This window comes from Microbulbifer mixtoriginis (SeqCode) (assembly GCF_052468275.1).
In genome coordinates, this window is sequence record NZ_CP174341.1 from 4,591,413 (window position 1) to 4,610,883 (window position 19,471).

Genomic DNA, 19,471 nt, shown 5'->3' on the forward strand with positions numbered 1-19,471 from the left:
TACCGAGCGGAACATCATCAGGGGCAGAAGTTTACCCCTAATGAAAGGCAACAAGGCTTACTCAGCGGTTGTCACGACGCGCCATAAACGCCAAGCGTTCGAGCATATGCACATCTTGCTCATTTTTCAGCAAGGCGCCATACAGCGGAGGAATAGCACTGCTGCTATCGCGATTCTTGAGTACTTCTTCCGGAATATCATCGGCCATCAATAACTTCAACCAATCAATCAGCTCTGAGGTGGAAGGCTTCTTCTTTAAACCCGGTACTTCGCGCAACTGGAAGAAAATATCCATCGCTTCTGCGACCAGTTGCCCTTTGATTTCCGGGTAATGGACATCGACAATTTTGCGCATGGTATCGCGGTCGGGAAAGCTGATGTAATGAAAGAAGCAGCGGCGCAGGAAGGCATCCGGCAGTTCTTTTTCATTATTCGAAGTAATAATGACAATGGGGCGGTGCTTGGCCTTGATAGTTTCTCCGGTTTCGTAAACGAAGAATTCCATTCGATCCAGCTCCACCAACAAGTCGTTGGGGAATTCGATATCCGCTTTGTCAATCTCATCGATCAGCAGTACCACACGCTCTTCCGCAGCAAAGGATTCCCACAGCTTGCCGCGCTTGATGTAATTGGCAATATTGTGAACCTTATCCACCCCCAACTGGGAGTCGCGCAGGCGGGATACCGCATCGTACTCATAAAGTCCCTGCTGGGCCTTAGTGGTAGATTTGATATGCCATTGGATCAATTTCATTCCAAGGCTCTCGGCAACCTGTTCCGCGAGCAGTGTTTTGCCGGTGCCCGGTTCGCCTTTGATCAACAAAGGGCGCTGTAAGGTGACGGCTGCGTTCACCGCCATCTGCAGGTCTTCGGTAGCTACATAGCTATCGGTACCGGTAAATTTCATGCTTACTCCAATCCTGTCATCACGCTATCTTCAGATTTAGCGAATGATAATTGAACAGCGGGGCGGGTGGCGAGGCGGGAACGATCAAATTGGATGACCAGCCCGAGTAGAGACTAAATGAAGGGGTTATCAACTATGGCTCAAGCCATCTGAGTGCTGCGGCGATGTACCACTTGGCGGCCCTTACCGGTGATATACCAACGAATTCCCAGGTGACTGTGGATTTTACCCACCATTTCTAATACAAGCAGGCTGTTAAGGGCACGGGCAATAGAATTGGTCTCCATACCACTATCTTGCACCATACCACTTAGGGAGCGGAATACACACTCACCGTCATTTAGCAGATTGAGTACCTGCAGGGCATTGTCGTCCAGCTTGCGAATTTGGTTGAAATCCAGCACCGGCCCCTGCTCCAGATCCCCTTCTATCTCATGTTCCAGCAAAGGCATCATTTCCAATTGCATAGTGCGCAGTTCCTGCTCCATATTTTCCACTCGAGCACGGGCGATACTGGCATCGCGCAGCTGGCGACGCGCAGCATTAAACACGAACATGCGGGAAGCTATAGCGGCAAGCAGACAATAACCTGTAAAAATCAAAAGCCGCGAAGGGTCGCCTTGGATTTCGATCAGTAAATCGCTTTGGGTAAACTTCAGGAAGATTGGCACCATTAAGGCACCACACAATCCCATAATCAGGCAGCGAGCAAGGCCGGCGGGATCCTCCTCCGTAAACAGCATTTGATAATAGTTCACCAGCCCACCGAGAATGCCCGATACCAGCATTACTGCAGTGAGAATCAGCAGGTGGTCGAGCATCAGGGTTCCTCAGCCATCTGGCAACCTGCGCCATAACAATGGGCGAAAATCTACGCCAAGGGCAATTTATAAACTTTATCTGTCGTGAGTCTGGCTTACCAATAAGTAACCCTCTCCACTGGGATATTCAGGAAATACAATCCATGATTTCCCAACAGGGGCTTGTTTATTGGTCTTTATCAGTAAGCCGGCTCGTCTGGCCTCACGCCAAGTGCGTAAGCAGCCTAATAGATATAGCAGCTGTCACCATCCACAGAGAGGCTAGAGAAAGGAAGGAACGCCTTTGATAAGCAAGGGGAGAAAAGTGAGTGGGCCCAGTTGCGATGAGCCCTGTGATGAGGGAAGATCTGGATGAAAAATCCCGTTACTGTTCCTTGAAGTATGGGTCTTCGTCGAAACGACGGCGGCGACTGCGACGAAACTTAGATAATAGCGAAACCAGTCCCCACACAATCATCACCGCTAAAGCACCACCTGCAGCAAATACCAAATTTGCTGTCACTTCCGGTGCAGCCCCATTTTCTTCAAATAATACCTGGTAGAGATACAGGGGTAGTACGGGCATGGCTACTGACTCGGCCACGGGTATTTTTACCGGCAGCAGTAGTACACCAGCCAAGACCAATAACAAGGTGCGGCGCAGCCAGCTCCAGCGCCAATTGCGCATAAACCACCAGCCGGCAGCTAGTAAAACCAGTGTCGAGCCGGTATATACCAACCAGGCAAGTTGAAAATCTTCAGACATTTTTTATTTACTCTATGTTTCCCGCCCAGTTCAGGAACTAGTGACTATGCCTCACTAGCTCAACCGGCTTCCACCCAGGTGACGATGTGCTCCTCCATATCGTCCGGGTGAACCAGCTCCTCACTGATGACACTGCCGCGCACAGACATACCCGCTTTGTGTACAGACTGGCTATCTCCACTCACAAGCGGATGCCACTCCGGCAAAGGGTGCCCTTCGGCCAAGCGACGGTAGGCACAGGTGCTCGGAAGCCAGGTGTATTGGTCTATATCCTCTACCCGCAACTGTACACATCCAGGCACCAATTCTTTTCGCCTTGAATACTGGCTACAGCGACAGGAGTCTGTATCCAGCAAACGGCAGGCGACATTGGTGTTGTAAAGCTCACCAGTTTCCTCATCTTCCAGGCTGTGCAGGCAGCAGCGCCCACAACCATCACACAGAGCTTCCCATTCAGGTTCATTCATTTGCGCTAGAGTTTTACGTCGCCAAAAAGGCAATTGTGCCATTAATCTAACTCAGCGCTGCAGTTTGCTGTTTTTCAATGCGATCTCACGCATTTCAGAATCGGCCACCGGCGGCATCTGCAAATAGTAACCTTGCACACGTACCTCTTGCAGGACTTTGTCGGCATTTGCACGCGCCAGTTTGCGCTCTGGAGTCATTAGCATGGTAGTGACGTGCTGGGGGCTGCCAAACAACTCCAATAAATTTTTAGGTACCCGCGCAGTCCCCTCACGCTTATCGACGTACAAATACATTTCTTCTTTTTTGGGACTGCGATAAATATCACACAAGACTTTCACTTCATTTCCTCTTTGCGTAAATGTCGCAGAGCTTTAAGCAGGGGCCGACCAACCACTTCGGCGCGCCAACCACAGAGACGCCCCTGCAACTGGGGGTCGCGAGCAAGGACCAGGGCTTCCAACTCTTTTTTGCGAATTAGGATTTCTGCAGGCAGCTTTTCACGCTCTGCAATACTCGCGACCTCTTTACGCAGTAACTTCAGTAACTCCCCCTGTTGTCGGTTGAGCGGCTGCGGTAAACGCGTCGGCAAATCGCTGCGCTCCAGGGCGCGAGAAATCAACTGCAACAACCTATCACCGTGTTCTCGCAGGGCACGGCCCTCGAGACCAGCCTGGCTCAAGGCGCCTTTATGCCGCGGCAACTGCTGGGCCATGGTCATACAGAGATTCTCCTTGAGCAGGTGGTTGCGCGGCATATTTCGGGTTCGCGCCTCACATTCCCGCCAAGTACAAAGGTCCTGTAACACGGCCAAATGTTTGCCGCGCAGGCGCCAGGCACCTTTCACTTTCTGGTAATAGAACTCAGGGGGTTGTGGGCTTCGCGCAGTTGCCACCAAAGTTGCACAGTCTTCAACTAGCCAAGTTTCCCGCTGCTGCTCCTGCAACCGCTTTAGCAAGGCACCATAGAGAACCGGCAGCCAAGCCACATCGAGTGCGGCGTAGGTTTTCTGGGCATCACTGAGAGGGCGCTGCAACCAATCCGAGCGGGTCTCACTCTTCGGCAGTTCAATACTCAATAGCTCGCGCACGGTAGCGGCGTAACCAAGGCCCGCCCCCATACCACTAATCGCCGCGGCGATCTGAGTGTCAAAAATGGGCTCGGGGATTACCCCCAGCAGACGCTCCAGAGTTTCCAAATCCTCGCTGCAGCTGTGCATGATTTTTGTAACAGCCGTATCCAGCAGCAGATCACGCAACGGTTGCAGGTCTTCAATGGCGAGATTATCGATGAGGTAGCAGTGCCTGCCATCCCCAACCTGTACTAGGGCCGGCTGAGGATAAAAGGTGCGACTGCGCATAAACTCGGTATCCAGAGCCACAGCGCGCTGCTGTCGCCACTGTGCGCACAAAGCCGCCAACTGCTCGCAGGAGTCCACCCAGCGCGGAGTAGTATCTATTTCAACCATCGGTATTACTCTGCTGGGGGGAAGAAGGCGGTGCGACTATTGAAGGCGTGCGCCAGGGTACCGCCGTCGATATATTCCAGCTCACCGCCGATGGGAACGCCATGGGCGATACGACTGACAGTCACTCCCTGCGCTTTGGCGCGCTCAGCAATGTACTGGGCTGTCGCCTCCCCCTCTACTGTGGGATTGGTGGCGACGATCAACTCCTGTAATGGCTCACTGGCCAACCTGCATTCCAGCAGGTCCATTCCAAGATCTGCGGGGCCGATACCATCGATCGGAGACAAGTGACCATGCAGCACAAAGTAGCGGCCATGGTAGTTACCAGCCTGCTCAATCGCCAGCACATCGGCGGGAGTTTCAACAACACAGAGAGAGGTTTGTTCGCGGCGGCTGTTGTTGCATAGGGTGCATACGGCTTCTTCGGTCAATGTACGGCACTGCTGACAACGACCGACCTTCTCCACAGCCTGCGCTAGGCTGTCCGCCAGTAATTCTGCAGCGTCGCGATCCTTTTCCAACAAGTACATCGCCATGCGCTGGGCCGACTTGGGGCCCACACTGGGCAGGCAGCGCAGCGCGCGAATCAACTCTTCGATTAAGGGACTAAACATATAAGGCTAAACAACCGGGCTCTGCCCCTTAAAATGGAAACTTGAAGCCTTCCGGCAGATTCATGCCAGAAGCGAGGTTACCCACCTGCTGCTTTTGTAACTCCTGGGCCTTCTCCTCAGCTCGGCGCACAGCATCGTTCACTGCCGCGGCCAAAAGATCTTCCAACATCTCTTTGTCTTCGGACAGCAGGGAAGGGTCGATTTCCACAGAGATAACATCGTGCCGGCCATTCATGGTGACCTTAACCATACCCGCGCCGGATTCACCGCACACGCGTAGCTCATTTAACTCCTGCTGTACCTTCTGCATTTTTTCCTGCATGTCGGCCTGCATTTTCTGGGCCTGTTGCATCAGATCGCCCAAACCTTTCATAGGTAACCTCTATCTCTATTATGTGTGAGCCCGGTTAGACGCCGGGTAACCAAAAACTCTATCAATCCGCCTTCGCCAGGGATTCAACAGTATCTGACACTAACTCAGCGCCCAGCTCGGACTGAAGTTCCTGAACCAGGGGGTCTGAGGTAAGGGCATCCCGCGCTGCTGCTAGGCGCGCATCGCGAGTCGCCGCAGCCAAACGTGCCGGCGTACTGCCTTGTACCTGCCCCACCTGAATCTGTGCAATAACCGGCTGCTGGAAAAAGTCTCCCAGTAAGTCCCCCAGGCGCCGCTGATGCACCTCGTCATAGAGGCTGCTAAAAGATTCGTCCAGGGTAAAGGAAAGTATATTGTCCTGGCGCCCCACTAGCTCCAAATGCTGCGCGATCGAGTGCAATATGCCGCTGACGCCCAACTGCTTATAGAGTGCCGGCCAACTACCTGGTGTGAGGGCATCAAAGCGTGCCGGCGGCGCTTCAGCAACCTGAGCAACCGCTTCCATTCTCGTGGGGGCCTGGTTTTCTACCGCAGGGGGAGAGGCCTCGGCTTCCGCTACGCGTTGGCGAAGTTCAGCCAGAACCCCCTCCCGCGAGCCAGAGGGCTGAGCGCTGGGAACCTCTAGCGGCCGCTCAACTATTGCAGTCTGGGCATCCAGTACTAACTCGCCGGCTTGTTCTGCATGATATGGAGGTTGCTGGGGCGCGGGTTCTTCCAGTTTAGGAGGCATATCCCCTCTAGCCGGCACCGAGTTCTGAACCCGGCTTTCATTCTTCACAGCCGCTATCGCTTCGACATGAGGCCCTGGAGTCGGCACAGCTTCGGCACTCTCAGAGTGCTGAGGCACCACAACTTCAGATTTTTTTTCGGCGGCATTCTCCTGCTCGATAGGTGCCTGCTCTCTAAGCGCCGTCGGAGTTTGTGCACTAGCAGTTGTTTCAGGCAGTTCTGCCCTTGGAATTGTCGCTACGCCCTGCGGACGGAACGCCAGCATGCGCAACAGCGCCATTTCAAAGCCGCTACGGGGATCTGGGGCCAGGGGCAGGTCACGGCGAGCGTGCAGGGTCATTTGATAGTAGAGCTGTATATTCTCTGGGGCTATGCGACTGGCAAGCTGTCGTAGCCGCTCACCATCGCCCAGGGCGTTATCTATCGACTGGGGTAGAATCTGAGCGACCGCCAGGCGATGTAGATTATCGGAGAGCTCTGCCAGGGTGGCGCCAAAGTCTGGAGCCTGTTGAGCCAGCTCAGCAACAGTAGCAAACAACGTCGCCGCATCTTCTTCTGCCAAGGCATGTAGCAGTTTCCACACCAAGCCGGTATCGATGCTACCGAGCATGCCACGCACTTCGGCTTCGCTGATTTTGCCACCGCCAAAAGCGATAGCCTGGTCGGTGAGACTCATACCATCGCGCATACTACCGTCTGCCGCGCGGCCTAACTGCCAAAGGGCGCCTTCTTCAAAAGGCACCTGTTCCTCCCTCAGTACAAAGCGCAGATGCTCGACAATCCGCTCGGGGCTCATATTCTTAAGCTTGAATTGCAAGCAGCGGGACAACACAGTTACTGGCAGCTTCTGTGGGTCTGTGGTAGCGAGCAGGAATTTTACATGGGGCGGCGGCTCCTCCAGAGTCTTCAGCAGGGCATTAAAGGAACTGTTCGAGAGCATATGCACTTCGTCGATCAGATAGACCTTGTAGCGACCTCTGGTCGGAGCATACTGGACATTTTCCAGCAGCTCCCGGGTATCCTCCACCTTGGTGCGGGATGCCGCATCCACCTCAATCAGATCGACAAAACGGCCATCGGCTATCTCATTGCAGGCATTGCACTGTCCGCAGGGCTCAGAGCTGACACCCTCCTCACAGTTCAGGCATTTGGCCAGAATTCGGGCAATTGTGGTCTTTCCCACTCCCCGAGTACCGGCAAACAGGTAGGCGTGGTGCAGCCGGCCGTTATCCAAGGCATTGATAAGTGCCTGGAGCACATGCTCCTGCCCCACCATCTCCTTAAAAAGACGCGGGCGCCATTTACGTGCCAGTACTTGATAGCTCATCCAGTCTCCGGTGCTCGGCACACCTCTGCCAACTTATATCTCAGCGCCTTTGGCGCGGGCGCCATTATACCGGCATAGACGACGAGGCATAGCGAATAGCAGGCTATCATCCCAAGAGATCGTTTCGCGCCACTCGTAGCCCAAGCCAACCTTGTGATATAACTGCGCCAGCTCGCACTAAGAACAAACAATTCACAATGATAAAGCGAGCCTGGGACGGGGAAAGCAATACGCAATGAATAAAGCCAGGAAAACACTTCTGGAGAGGCTATTTGCCGAGCACGGCCAAGCCTTGGTACGCTTTGTCGCACGTATTGTCAAAAGCCCAGACGATGCCGAGGATATTGCTCAGCATGCCTACCTGCGCCTACAAAAACTCAGCGATGAAAAGGAGTTGGAAAACCCTCGCGCCTATCTCTACCAAATCGCAAACAATCTGGCTGTTGACCAACTACGTCGAGGCAAGCTGCATGTGGAGTACCTCAATCAGCAAGTCTCATTAGAGGGGGAGACTCACGGTAACGACCATACCGATCACCAGTCCCCAGAACGGGTTCTCGCTGCACGCCAACAATTACAGTCCATCTATGAGGCAATGGATAAACTGCCACTGAAGTGCCGACAAGCCTTTCTGCTGCATAGAACACGTGGACTCTCTTACAGTGAAATCGCCCATGAAATGAACATCTCTGTGAGTAGTGTGGAGAAATATATTCTACAGGCACTAAAAGCCTGCCGGCGCAAAGTGGATTCCTCCCCGTAAACCATTAGGGCTCATTTCATATCCCCATCAACTTTTGTTGAGGGGGGCACCTCCTTAGCCGTCTCAGTGTGCATGAGTGGAGCTTAAATCCTGGCAGAACCTGAAAAGTGAGGCACTTTCAGAATTATTCGCTGCTATACGAAGCAGTTGCGTTGCGATTATTCTGCAGAGAGATCTTTACCTTCATCGGCATCGCAAAAGTCAGGCAGTTTTGAGTAAGATGCACTGAATTTTGAGACCAAAGTCCCACTCTTATAAGCGCTATTTAACCCTTAACTACTAGAGCAAATATGAACAGCAACCCCCAAAGTCAAACAAGCGATGAGAGCCTGGACCAGGCCTGTGCTTGGGTTGCTCGCTTACGCTCAGAGGCCATGAGTAGCGCGGAAAAGCATGTATTCGAGGCTTGGCTGTCGGCTTCTGAAGCTCATCGCCAGGCTTTCGATGAGGTGGTCGAGCTCTGGGGCGACCTGGGTGCCCTCGCCCATATGCCAATCGACCAACTTTTCCCTGAGAGTGTACCCAGCCCCCACACCCAAAATGGAAAAGCTCAAGAAAAGAAAAGAGTGCAACCTATTCACTGGGGACTACCGCAATGGTTTATCGGTGGCGGACTCGCCACCTGTGGTGTATTCCTCGCCGTCTGGATTGGCCTGCAATGGCTGGGAAACGGCAAGACTGATCAACAAATTTATATCACCCAGCTAGGTGAGATTCGGACCATCAGCCTGCCTGATGGGTCCGAAGTAAAGCTGAACTCCAATAGTGAATTTCGCGTCAGCTTTAGCCGCAAGGAAAGACAAACGCAACTCCTTCGTGGAGAGGCCTTTTTTGACGTGGCTCGCCAAACTGCCCGCCCTTTCACAGTTACCGCAGGCAGTGCAAGTATCCGCGTACTGGGAACCGAATTTAATGTAGAGCTGAACCCAGAGAATACCCGAGTATCAGTAACCGAAGGTAAAGTCTCCGTCAGTGAAACAGAGAAAACACCAGGCCTAACCCCCGACTCCGTTACGCTAATCAAGAACCAAAAGGTCAGCGTATCTGACCAGGGACTCGCCCAAGTCCAGCGCACCTCACCGGAAGAGGCGACAGATTGGACTCGCGGTATCTTGGTATTTGAGAGAACTCCCCTCAAGGAGGCCTTGCAAGAGCTAAACCGCTACTTAGCCACCCCTGTTGTCGCTGCACCACAAATCGAGGGGCGCCTAGTATCTGGTACTTTTGCCATATCCGACCCAGATAACACACTCGAAGCCATTACCACTGCCCTGGACCTTCAGCAGGACCGCAGCAACAACAACCTGACTATCTTGTCTCCCAAGCACAACTAGGTTATAACCGTCTCAAATGGCGGTCGTTTATTAGGCAAATAACCAACTCCCCGCCCACAAACACAATAGATACACCCGCTCAGTTAAATTCAAATTGCTGGGCGCAATAAAAATGGGCAATTTCTTGACGGTAAAGCACTGGGCTACAGCTTTTTTAGCACTCATGCTGTCGGCAAATAGTGCAGCCGATGTACTGTGCCCAAAGCCCAGAATCGAGCTTCCAGCGAGCTCTCTGCCAGAGGCCCTCATTTCTCTGGGAAGGCAGTGCCAAGTCTCTATTCTGGTACCAACCTCCTCAGCTTCGTTATATCAACTACCTAAGCAGACACTGAGCACAGGGCAAAACCAGTTTGAAGCAACAATTGAACAACTACTAGAGGGCCTTCCATTTTCCTATCATCGAATAGGCCCGACCTCCTTCGCGGTGACTCCAAATAAGGAGTCAACCCCTCGATCTGAACAGCAATCCAGCAAAGCACCTGAAGAAATCACAGTTACCGGCCAAAGCCTTACCGGCAGCCATTTGCGCCATTATCAGCTAGACGGCTATGCTCCTATCGACAGACTAACCCGGGAGCAACTTGAACTTACCGGAGCGCAAACTGTTGCCGATGTACTCAAGTTTCTCCCAGCCATTTCGGGAAATTCCACCAGCACCTCAGTCAGCCAACAGGATGACGGCACAGCCACCGTCTCTCTCCGTTACCTTCCTGCCAGCAACACACTAGTCTTGATCAACGGCCGCCGCATAATTGGAGATGGTTACAACGGAGAGGCTACTGACCTCAACACAATTCCTTTATCTTTAGTTGAGCGTGTCGAAATCCTAAAAGACGGGGCTTCTGCAGTTTATGGATCGGATGCCATTGCTGGAGTGATCAACATTATCCTCCGCAAGGACTTCGAGGGCCTATCTATAGATAGCTACTATGGGCAATCAGGAGCTGGCGATCGCGAAACCGAATCCCACCATTTAACCTGGGGGAGACACGGCGAGCGGGGTCATATCATGCTCAACCTGGCACAATACACCCAAGGCTCAATAATGAGCCGCGACCGCAACTTATCTGAGTCTGCAGACAGCCGAAATTTTGGTGGCACAGATAAGCGCTCATCAGCCACCCCGGAAGGATTTATCGCGCTTGATAACGGTGCCACTCTGACCAGTCAAACCTCCAATAATTATCGGGACTGGTCCCTAGAAGATCGCTACAACTATAACGACTACACCTCTGCCATCACTCCACTCAAAAGTAACTCTGCTTACCTATCTGCTAATTTTGACCTTTCAGACAACCTCCTTGTATTTGCCGAGGCAATGGGTCTACACACCTCTGCAGAGTCGACCAAAGCGCCCTCCCCAGTCTTCACACGCTTCGATAACGGTGATTTGACAATAGCAGCAGATAACATTTACAACCCCTTCAATCAAACAATTACAGATGTTAGGAAGCGCATTACGGAGCTAGGTCCACGCATTCAAAAAAACCGCACAGCCACCTGGAGACTCAACACAGGAATCAAAGGGGTCTACAACCAGTGGCACTGGGAATTGAATACCTCCCTGCAAAGGGCAAAAAAATCTGAAAAACTCAGTAACCTTATTAACCCCCTAGCGCTCTCTCAAGGCTTGAAGGGACCTACCAGCTGTAATTCGAGTAACGACTGCACCCCCATCAATCTCCTCGGCCCCAGCGGCAGCATCCCTCAGGAGCAGCTGGATTTTATTCGAGGAACAAGCACCACTAACAGCCGCACGAAAATGGAATCTCTCACCTTTATCTCAGACGGATCCCTAGGGGAAACCAGAGCCGGAGAAATTTTAGCGGCAGCAGGGTTTGAGATTAGGCATGAAGCCCTGACCAGCGACTCGAATGACCTAAACGGCCTTTCCTATATTGGTGGGCACTCCCCAGGAGCAACTCAAGGCTCACGCACCATTAAAGAAACCTTCGCCGAGGTCTCAATCCCAATTAAAGAAGAAAAACTCTGGCTCGATGGGGCAGTCCGATTATCCAGCTATAGCGACTTTGGCAATACATACAATCCAAAGCTCGCCATACGCTGGCAAGCTTTGGAAGACTTAAATCTACGGGTCAGCTATGCCAGCGGCTTCAGGGCCCCCACCCTGACTGATATGTATCAGCAAGGCTATCAAAGTCAGGAGTTTATCTTCGACCCCTGCACCAGCAAGAGCGCAAGCACTTTAACTGGCTGCACAGGGCAATCAGACAGCGCACGAATTCAGTATCTTACCGAGTTTGGAGGCAGCCCCAACCTCACGCCTGAAACTTCAAAAACCCTAACAGCCAGCCTTGCCTGGACACCGGAGCAAATAGAAGGATTAAGTACTGCAGTCGAAATTTTTAACATCCAACAGGAAGATGTCATTGGCAGTAACCCTCAGTTCCTAGTTGAGCAAAATGCCTATGCTGGGCTATTCAGCGATAGAGTACTGAGAGACGAGCAAGGCGAAATCACCAAAATTCTCGCAACAAGAATCAATAAAGGCCGCAGAACCATCCGTGGTTACGATGTTGCACTCCGCTATGATCTCCCCCAGGATGAGCTTGGGCAGTTCAAACTGGCTATGAACATAAGCCATATGCTGAACTATCTCAATCAAGGAGCCGCAGGACTGCCCGAAGAGGAACTGGCAGGCACTTTTGTAGACATCACAACTGGCGGGGCGGGCTCACTGCCAAAATTTAAAGCCAACGCAGGAATTTATTGGAGCACTCACCGATGGAAAGCCGGCTACACTGTACATTTCGTCGGCAACACTAAGGAAACCTACGCTCACAACGATAAAATCGCCACCCATGATATAGGCAGTTGGTTTAGTCATGATGTACAACTCTCTTTTGATATAAAAGATAAATTTCGACTAACAGCCGGGATTCACAACCTGCTTAATGCCTCACCTCCTCTTGCCATTACAGCAATCGACAATAATTTTGACCACCACACCTACGATATGACCGGGCGGTACTGGTATAGTACATTCTCGATAAAACTTTAATTCCAGTCACTATCTATTCCTTTATGGGTTTGCTCAAACCACCCCTCTCAAACCTGTCAATTCGATCTTTAGGAAGTATTAGAAAAAAAATGAGATTTTTCTTTGAGGGATCTTTTACGCCAATCGTTAGAAGATATGTTGGGAGGGAAGCGGCCACTTGGGGGTAGCTGCTTTCATAACTCGTCGATTTTGACAAAAGATTATAAATCCAACGATCAAGAGAGGATTGACAATGAAAAAGAATCTCCTGTCCGCAGCTGTAAAGGGGGCCCTGGGGCTAACTGCAGCGGCGATCATGATTCCTGCTATGCCCGTATTTGCCCAAGAAGACGCAGCCCTAGTAGAAGAGGTTGTCGTAACAGGGTCTCGCATTAAGCGCACAAATTTTGACCAGTCCGCCCAGAATGTCTCAATCGATAGAGAAGACATTGATGCCATCGGCGCCCTGACAGTAGCTGATGTTCTACGCACTTCACCACTCAACTCTATGGGCTCTTTTAGTGAGCGCTCTGGTAGCTCCGCACAGTCTAACGCCACTATTGACCTTCGCGGCCTAGGCTCGTCTCGTACTTTAGTTATGTTGAACGGCAGACGCATGGTTGGCTCCCCCAACCTAGGCGCATCAGCTATCAACATCAACATGATCCCCATGGCCGCAATTGAGCGTGTTGACATCATGGCCGATGGCGGCTCTGCTGTTTACGGATCTGATGCCGTTGCCGGCGTAGTAAACATGGTTATGCGTGAGAACTTTGAAGGCCTAGAATTCAAAGTAACTAGCGCCGACCGCTCCCGCGATGATGGACGCGAAGAAGGCTTTGCTTTAATCACTGGTATGAGTGGTGAACGAGGCAATATTACCGTTGCAGCTGAATGGAATCGTCGCGATCCGATTTTTGATAAGGATCGTGATTACACTGCTCCCTGGGCCAAAGATTTAAATGGCGATGGAGAGATTGAAGCCTACGATGAGACTGACGGCGCCTCAATTTATGGTAAATCCATTTGGTTATTCGATCCAACGACTGGCTTTAACCAAATTCTTGCAGCGAATGGCTGCGCAGCGGGTAACGGCTTCCTTGGCGAAGTTAGTGCTGACTCAGACTGGGGCGCCCCTTCAAATCTGAACAAGCACAGTTACTGCATGTATAACTATGGCGACGTCTCAGCCAACAAGGCAGAGCTCGACAAAGTTAACACTTACGTTAATGCAAGCTATCAACTGACTGACAGCATGGAATTTTTCTCTACCTTGCTGTTTTCTCGCGTAGAGTCCTTTGGCCGCTTTGCACCTCCCGCCGCCACATGGGGTAACTGGCAAGACCCCAGTGATAACATGCCCGCTGACTATGCCGATGTACCCTTTGATATCGATGCATTATTGGCATCTGGTGAAATCAGCGAAAACTACAATCTTACCGGCTATTATCGTTGGACTAATATCGGAACGCGTGACAATCTCGTCACCGACACTCAGTATGATATAGTTGCTGGCTTCCGTGGCGACATCAATGACAATGTCAGTTACGAGACCTACTTACAGAAAAGCTACTATGACGTAAAAGAGTACGGTTACTACTACCTCTCTTACCCTGGTCTAGACTACGTTCTGGCTAGAGGCATCGATCCCTTCTCTGAAGAAGGTGCTGCAGCGATGCGTCATACTGCAACCCAAGACAATTACACTGATATGACTAAGGCCTATGGTCATGTCCAGTTCGACGCCTTCGAATTACCCTCTGGTACAGTAACCATGCTCGCTGGTGCGGAAGCCTTCTCCGTGGACTATGGAAACAAGTACGACTCCCACTCAGAGGCAGGACTAGTTGGCGGTAGCGCCGGTAACTCTTCTTCCGGCGATCGTGATGTTACAGCTGTTTTTGCTGAAGCTATTATTCCTGTAGTTGAAGGTGTAGAAGTAAATGCAGCAATACGCTATGACGATTATAGTGACTTTGGCTCTGCAGTTTCTCCATCCTTGAGCGCCACTTGGAATGTAATGGACGCCCTCACTTTGCGCGCCCGAGTAAGTGAAGGCTTCCGAGCCCCTGGCCTTGACCAACTGTATGGACCAGAGACCTTCTCTGCTGAGAGAGCTGTCGATTATGTTGCCTGCGAGCAATCTGCCATCGCCGCTGGCGAAGCGTATGATCCATCTGATTGCGGCTCTCCAAAGCAAAAAGATACTTACTACGCATCTAATGAAGACCTTGAAGCCGAAGAGTCCAGCACCTTTAGCATCGGTGCAAACTACGAGATCAACGACAATTGGAATGTTGACCTAGGCTACTGGAGTGTAGAGGTTGATAATGTAATTACCCAACCATCCACACAAAGCGTGCTATATGCTGAAGCTGCCGGCATTGAAATGACTGAGGCTGATGGCGTTTATGTAAACCGAGCCGGTGGCTTTGCCGAAGTTTATTCTACTTACAAAAACAGTGGCACATTAAGCGTCACTGGCCTGGACCTAAAAGTTAGCGGATTAATAGAGACTGATTTTGGTCAATTTACCGCTGATACACTGGTATCCCACACCCTCACTTATGAACAAATGCCTTTCTACAATGGCAAGCAACAGGAGACTGTCGGCTTCAACCTTCAGCCTGATCTACGTGCCCAGCTTGCACTAGGTTGGAACTACGACAACCATGCAGTGAACCTAATAGTTGACTATGTTGGTGAACATTCCGAAGGTGATTTCATCGAACCTGTTGGAACTGACGGTTTCCGACTAGCCACTCAAAGTGAGCAGCTAGACAGCTGGACCACTTTGAACCTTTCATACAGCTACGACTTCCAGTCATTTGGAAAAATAAAGATTGGTGCTCGTAACTTGACTGATGAGGATCCTGTTCTTGATAGAGGTGGCAAGTACCCTGGTGAACACGCTGACCTGTATGACGCTACCGGCCGTGTTGTTTATGGTGAGTACACCGTAGCTTTCTAAGAGAAATCAATTAGAAGGTTATGATGATATTGAGGGCCAGTTAAAACTGGCCCTTTTTTATTAACATGACAAAATAATAAGATCTTAAACTATCAAGGTGAGCAGCCCACGTTTTACCCTACAAAACCCCAAAGGACCCGAAAAACTAAAAAATTTCAGCAAGATGGAATCAATACAAACTGCAACATCACTAACGACCCTTCAAAAATCAAGACACCTTAATATGAGCCTCTTTTCTATAACTTGCTAGGTTACAATAAGATCTCCCTTTTTGAAGCAAAACGGTCAATTGATCTATCACTAAATACGCAGAGTAGGCAACTGCCTTTCATACACTTCTAGTCTCATATGGCCAAATATTGTTTTGGGCCTAACTCTTAAGCGGATCATTGCTCTGTTACTTTGTGTGGATACTTACAAACATCCTTAACACCCTCTCAACACCAACACAAAGTATCTACACCACCCACTCCCCCAAAAGCGGTAAACCTATCTTTCCTCCTCAACTAAACAGAAGGCAAGTGATGCAGTATTTTAGTACTTACGAAGTAGAAGTTTTAAGGGGTGCTTTTGAAAAGCAATGGGCATGACCTATTTGAATCTTCATTGTTCCAAAAGTTTAATGTATGGATAGTTACTTATGAGTCACAAATAAAATAAGGCCTATTACCACATAAAGTCCTGTGTAATAACCCAATTCTTCCGGACAATCTAATACCAGCAGTGACAAAGTTATGTAGATGCATCGCCCATCTGATTCGCAAAGGACAAATCTATTTCTCTCAACCATCATCTACGTTGCGGCTCATTACACAAATGGACCCTACTCAGCTTCACACCGTTAACACGCTACCCCATTCAATAACATTCCATATAAGAAAATGGAGGCCCACTAATACCACCTCAAACTCCTAAGTCAGATCGAAAAATATTTTTTTTAATAAACAATGCTTTCATATGACAAGTTTGCGGACCCAAGCCAAATAGAACAAAAAACACCCAGAAAAGACTGTAAAATACGAAAACATCTAGTGTAAACCTAACACTGAGAAACCTTGATCAGGGACTCTAAAAGCCTGTCGGTAGTTCCATATTGGACGATAATGAATTAAAGTCACCTTTGACAGGTTTTCTTATATAAACTTTATAGCCATAAAAGCACCTTAAGTATAAAAAGGTTCCACTATGATCAAGACCAAACTGAGCGTTGCCATTGCAGCACTGGGCACAATCGCCAGCTCTGGCGTTTTCGCCCAGGAATCTATTCCCGGACCAGAGGTTGAGGAAGTAGTTGTTACTGGTTCCCGCATTGCTCGTGACCCACTATCCACTACCGGTCCCATTACTCTAGTTGACTCTGAAGCTATCCAGCGCTCCGGTGTTGGCACCATCGATGAGTTACTCAACCAACTTCCATCCATGGGAACAACCGGTATCAATGCCAATGACAACAACGGTGGTGCTGGTCTGTCATTTGTGGACCTGCGTAACCTGGGTTCTGCCCGTACCCTGGTACTGGTTAATGGTCGCCGCTTCGTATCTTCCAGTTCCGGTGTCGCTTCTGCTGTAGATATGAACAACATCCCGGTTGATATGATCGATCGTATCGAAGTTCTAACCGATGGTGCTTCCGCCGTATACGGCTCCGACGCTGTAGCCGGTGTTATCAACGTAGTTTTGAAAGACTCTTTCGATGGCGTTCGTGTTAACGCCCGAGCAGGTGCCACTGAAGCAGGTGGCGGTGAGAATGGCGAGTTGTCCATCACCTTTGGTAAGGAGTTCGATCGCGGTCAATTTATCGCTAACGTTACCCATAGCAAGCGCGATGAAATTACTTATAAAGATCGAGACTGGGCAGGATTAACAAGTGCTGTAGCTGCCACAGGTTCCTTATTCACTAACTATGGTGATGATGGTGCTTTCACCATAAAGGAAGGCGGTACTGAACTTGGAGATTACACGCGTTACGATATTGGCCAATACATGTGGCTATCTGGTGCTATGGAGCGCACCAGCTTAACAGGAAGTGGTACCTTCTCACTTACTGACTCTATTGAGCTTTACGGTGAAGGCTCCTACACCGTAAAGACCACAAACCAACAAATGGCCGCTCAGCCGTTATACACGGGTAATGGTTTGGCCCTAACCACAGACCATCTTCCCGCCGAAATTCAGTCGCAGCTAGCAGAAGCTTGGGATGAAGCAGAGAGCCAATATCAAATTGACCTAGCAGAATACGAGGCTGCTAAAGCAAAGTGGGAAGAGCTGGGCAAGCCCGATGGACTAGAACCTGAAAAACCGAAAGCCTCTCATGGTGAGAACTGGGCTGATGGTGTCTCCACTATTCTTGTGCGACCCGTAGACACAGGAACCCGTGACTCAGAACAGAAAACGGAAACCTTCCGTATTCTTGGCGGAGCACGTGGCGACCTGGCTAATGGCTGGGGTTGGGACACCTTCTTAAGCTATGGCAAAAATGAAGGTGAAAACACCTTAGCCAACGCCATCAGCAAAACAAAGTTGCAAGAAATTCTCGACGGCACCAGCGGCATTGAAGAGGAGAATATTCAGTTCTTCGGCGGTCTCAGTGATGAAGTAGCTAACTATATCGGCTACACCGACCGTGAAGATAATGAATATGAAATGATCAACTTTGGCGCCAGCCTGACTGGAGATATCGAGGCAGTTCAATTCCAAGGCGGCGCTCTTGGTTTTGCTACTGGTGTTGAGTATCGCAAAGAGTCTGGCGAGTTCAATCCAAGTATTGAAACCCAAAGTGGTGATACTTTCGCTAATAAGCAAGAAGCAACTTCCGGTGACTTCGCCGTTACCGAGGTCTTTGCGGAGTTTAACCTGCCAATTTTGTCTGGGGCCAAGTACGCAGATGAACTCTCTGTTGATGCTGCTATACGCTACTCCGACTACGATACTTTTGGCGGTCAAGCAACTTACAAAGTTGGTGCCGTTTACGCACCGACGGAAAACCTACGCTTCCGTTCCAGTCTATCTACCGCCTTCCGTGCACCTGGAATCTATGAACTCTATAGCGGCACCGCCCAGAGTTACCCATCACTAATCGACCCTTGCGCGACTAACAAAGAAGTTAATTCTAAAGGTCGAGGTGGTAACTGTGACGCACTGGGAGTTTCCGAAACTTTAGTACAGGTAGGCAGCCAAATTCCTGTAAATATTGGCGGCAATGCGGATCTACAACCTGAAGAGTCAACTAGCTTTACAGCCGGAGTTGTATGGACCCCAGCATTTACTGAAGATTTATCCATTACTTTGGATTACTTCAAGATAAAAGTTGAAGACGCGATCCAGTCTCCTGACCTCCAGCAAATACTGGATGACTGCTACCGCAATGAAGGCAAAGAAGCTGCCTGTAACTTTATTACACGCCTGAATAATAACGATATCATCGACATAAATGGCGCTAAGATGAATGTTGGTGAGATCAATACCAGTGGTATCGATATCGATGTTGTACAAAACTTCCACTATGACGCTGGTAAGCTAGCCCTCCGTGCTCAGGCTACTCACTTACTTGAATACGAAGAGCACAATTCCCAAACAGGTAGTACCACTGACTACCTCGACTACATCGGCAATACAGGCGATGCATATACCAAGTGGCGCGGCTTGGCGAGTGCAACCTGGTACGCCGATAACTGGGACTTTGGCGCAGACGTCCAGTACATTGGTGATGGCCATAGTGAAACGTTGGATATGCCGTCTCACACTTACCTGAACCTCAAGGCAGGTTGGGATGTAAATGAGGCTATGCGCTTAACCGCTGGTATCGACAACGTAACCGATCGCGATCCATCCTATACCGCAATCACTGGCGCTAACAGTTTCGATACTAATGGCACTTACGACTACCAAGGCCGCTATGCCTGGGCTGGTGTTACTTACCAGTTCTAATTAGCGAATCTCGCAAGTCAATAAAT

General features: G+C 50.2%; 14 protein-coding genes. 5 read left to right on the forward strand and 9 right to left on the reverse strand.

Annotation, left to right across the window (positions count from 1 at the left end; genetic code table 11):
• Positions 1–61: 61 nt before the first annotated feature.
• The 9 genes from ACJJIC_RS20060 to dnaX form a co-directional block, all read right to left on the reverse strand.
• The gene (locus ACJJIC_RS20060) at positions 62–907 is read right to left on the reverse strand and encodes an AAA family ATPase (protein WP_445357735.1); all 846 of its coding nucleotides are present in this window, start codon (positions 905–907) and stop codon (positions 62–64) included.
• 140 nt (positions 908–1,047) lie between these two features.
• A complete protein-coding gene (locus ACJJIC_RS20065; protein ID WP_252084685.1) occupies positions 1,048–1,728 on the reverse strand; it encodes a YEATS-associated helix-containing protein in 681 nt (226 codons plus the stop codon).
• A gap of 364 nt (positions 1,729–2,092) precedes the next feature.
• On the reverse strand, positions 2,093–2,473 hold the full coding sequence (locus tag ACJJIC_RS20070; protein WP_252084684.1) for a hypothetical protein: 381 nt from the start codon (positions 2,471–2,473) through the stop codon (positions 2,093–2,095).
• A gap of 59 nt (positions 2,474–2,532) precedes the next feature.
• Positions 2,533–2,982, reverse strand: coding sequence for a YcgN family cysteine cluster protein (locus tag ACJJIC_RS20075; RefSeq protein WP_445357736.1), 450 nt, complete (start codon positions 2,980–2,982; stop codon positions 2,533–2,535).
• Positions 2,983–2,991: 9 nt separating this feature from the next.
• Complete coding sequence (locus ACJJIC_RS20080; RefSeq protein ID WP_252084682.1) at positions 2,992–3,279, reverse strand: YcgL domain-containing protein; 288 nt, start codon at positions 3,277–3,279, stop codon at positions 2,992–2,994.
• Positions 3,276–4,406, reverse strand: a complete 1,131-nt coding sequence (gene rnd / locus ACJJIC_RS20085) for a ribonuclease D (protein ID WP_445357737.1) — start codon at positions 4,404–4,406, stop codon at positions 3,276–3,278. The genes ACJJIC_RS20080 and rnd overlap by 4 nt, the downstream gene beginning before the upstream one ends.
• 5 nt (positions 4,407–4,411) lie before the next feature.
• On the reverse strand, positions 4,412–5,020 hold the full coding sequence (recR, locus tag ACJJIC_RS20090; protein ID WP_445357738.1) for a recombination mediator RecR: 609 nt from the start codon (positions 5,018–5,020) through the stop codon (positions 4,412–4,414).
• Positions 5,021–5,048: 28 nt separating this feature from the next.
• Positions 5,049–5,393: a YbaB/EbfC family nucleoid-associated protein gene (locus ACJJIC_RS20095; protein WP_152451685.1), complete on the reverse strand. Its 345-nt coding sequence runs from the start codon at positions 5,391–5,393 to the stop codon at positions 5,049–5,051.
• Positions 5,394–5,454: 61 nt separating this feature from the next.
• The gene (gene dnaX, locus ACJJIC_RS20100) at positions 5,455–7,449 is read right to left on the reverse strand and encodes a DNA polymerase III subunit gamma/tau (RefSeq protein ID WP_445357739.1); all 1,995 of its coding nucleotides are present in this window, start codon (positions 7,447–7,449) and stop codon (positions 5,455–5,457) included.
• 235 nt (positions 7,450–7,684) lie between these two features.
• Between dnaX and ACJJIC_RS20105 the strand changes: the two genes are divergently transcribed.
• From ACJJIC_RS20105 to ACJJIC_RS20125, 5 genes are all read left to right on the forward strand, one after another.
• Positions 7,685–8,212, forward strand: coding sequence for an RNA polymerase sigma factor (locus ACJJIC_RS20105; RefSeq protein WP_252084678.1), 528 nt, complete (start codon positions 7,685–7,687; stop codon positions 8,210–8,212).
• Positions 8,213–8,502: 290 nt separating this feature from the next.
• Complete coding sequence (locus ACJJIC_RS20110) at positions 8,503–9,546, forward strand: FecR family protein (protein ID WP_444908773.1); 1,044 nt, start codon at positions 8,503–8,505, stop codon at positions 9,544–9,546.
• A gap of 112 nt (positions 9,547–9,658) precedes the next feature.
• Complete coding sequence (locus tag ACJJIC_RS20115) at positions 9,659–12,568, forward strand: TonB-dependent receptor (protein ID WP_444908772.1); 2,910 nt, start codon at positions 9,659–9,661, stop codon at positions 12,566–12,568.
• A gap of 232 nt (positions 12,569–12,800) precedes the next feature.
• Entirely contained in the window at positions 12,801–15,518 is a 2,718-nt protein-coding gene (locus tag ACJJIC_RS20120; RefSeq protein ID WP_444908771.1) for a TonB-dependent receptor plug domain-containing protein, read from the forward strand.
• 1,185 nt (positions 15,519–16,703) lie between these two features.
• Entirely contained in the window at positions 16,704–19,445 is a 2,742-nt protein-coding gene (locus ACJJIC_RS20125) for a TonB-dependent receptor plug domain-containing protein (RefSeq protein WP_444899016.1), read from the forward strand.
• The last annotated feature ends 26 nt before the right edge of the window (positions 19,446–19,471 follow it).

Coding starts and splice junctions, on each gene's coding strand:
- ACJJIC_RS20060 (WP_445357735.1), bottom strand. CDS start 907: ATGAAATTTACCGGTACCGATAGCTATGTAGCTACCGAAGACCTGCAG.
- ACJJIC_RS20065 (WP_252084685.1), bottom strand. CDS start 1,728: ATGCTCGACCACCTGCTGATTCTCACTGCAGTAATGCTGGTATCGGGC.
- ACJJIC_RS20070 (WP_252084684.1), bottom strand. CDS start 2,473: ATGTCTGAAGATTTTCAACTTGCCTGGTTGGTATATACCGGCTCGACA.
- ACJJIC_RS20075 (WP_445357736.1), bottom strand. CDS start 2,982: ATGGCACAATTGCCTTTTTGGCGACGTAAAACTCTAGCGCAAATGAAT.
- rnd (WP_445357737.1), bottom strand. CDS start 4,406: ATGGTTGAAATAGATACTACTCCGCGCTGGGTGGACTCCTGCGAGCAG.
- recR (WP_445357738.1), bottom strand. CDS start 5,020: ATGTTTAGTCCCTTAATCGAAGAGTTGATTCGCGCGCTGCGCTGCCTG.
- ACJJIC_RS20095 (WP_152451685.1), bottom strand. CDS start 5,393: ATGAAAGGTTTGGGCGATCTGATGCAACAGGCCCAGAAAATGCAGGCC.
- dnaX (WP_445357739.1), bottom strand. CDS start 7,449: ATGAGCTATCAAGTACTGGCACGTAAATGGCGCCCGCGTCTTTTTAAG.
- ACJJIC_RS20105 (WP_252084678.1), top strand. CDS start 7,685: ATGAATAAAGCCAGGAAAACACTTCTGGAGAGGCTATTTGCCGAGCAC.
- ACJJIC_RS20110 (WP_444908773.1), top strand. CDS start 8,503: ATGAACAGCAACCCCCAAAGTCAAACAAGCGATGAGAGCCTGGACCAG.
- ACJJIC_RS20115 (WP_444908772.1), top strand. CDS start 9,659: ATGGGCAATTTCTTGACGGTAAAGCACTGGGCTACAGCTTTTTTAGCA.
- ACJJIC_RS20120 (WP_444908771.1), top strand. CDS start 12,801: ATGAAAAAGAATCTCCTGTCCGCAGCTGTAAAGGGGGCCCTGGGGCTA.
- ACJJIC_RS20125 (WP_444899016.1), top strand. CDS start 16,704: ATGATCAAGACCAAACTGAGCGTTGCCATTGCAGCACTGGGCACAATC.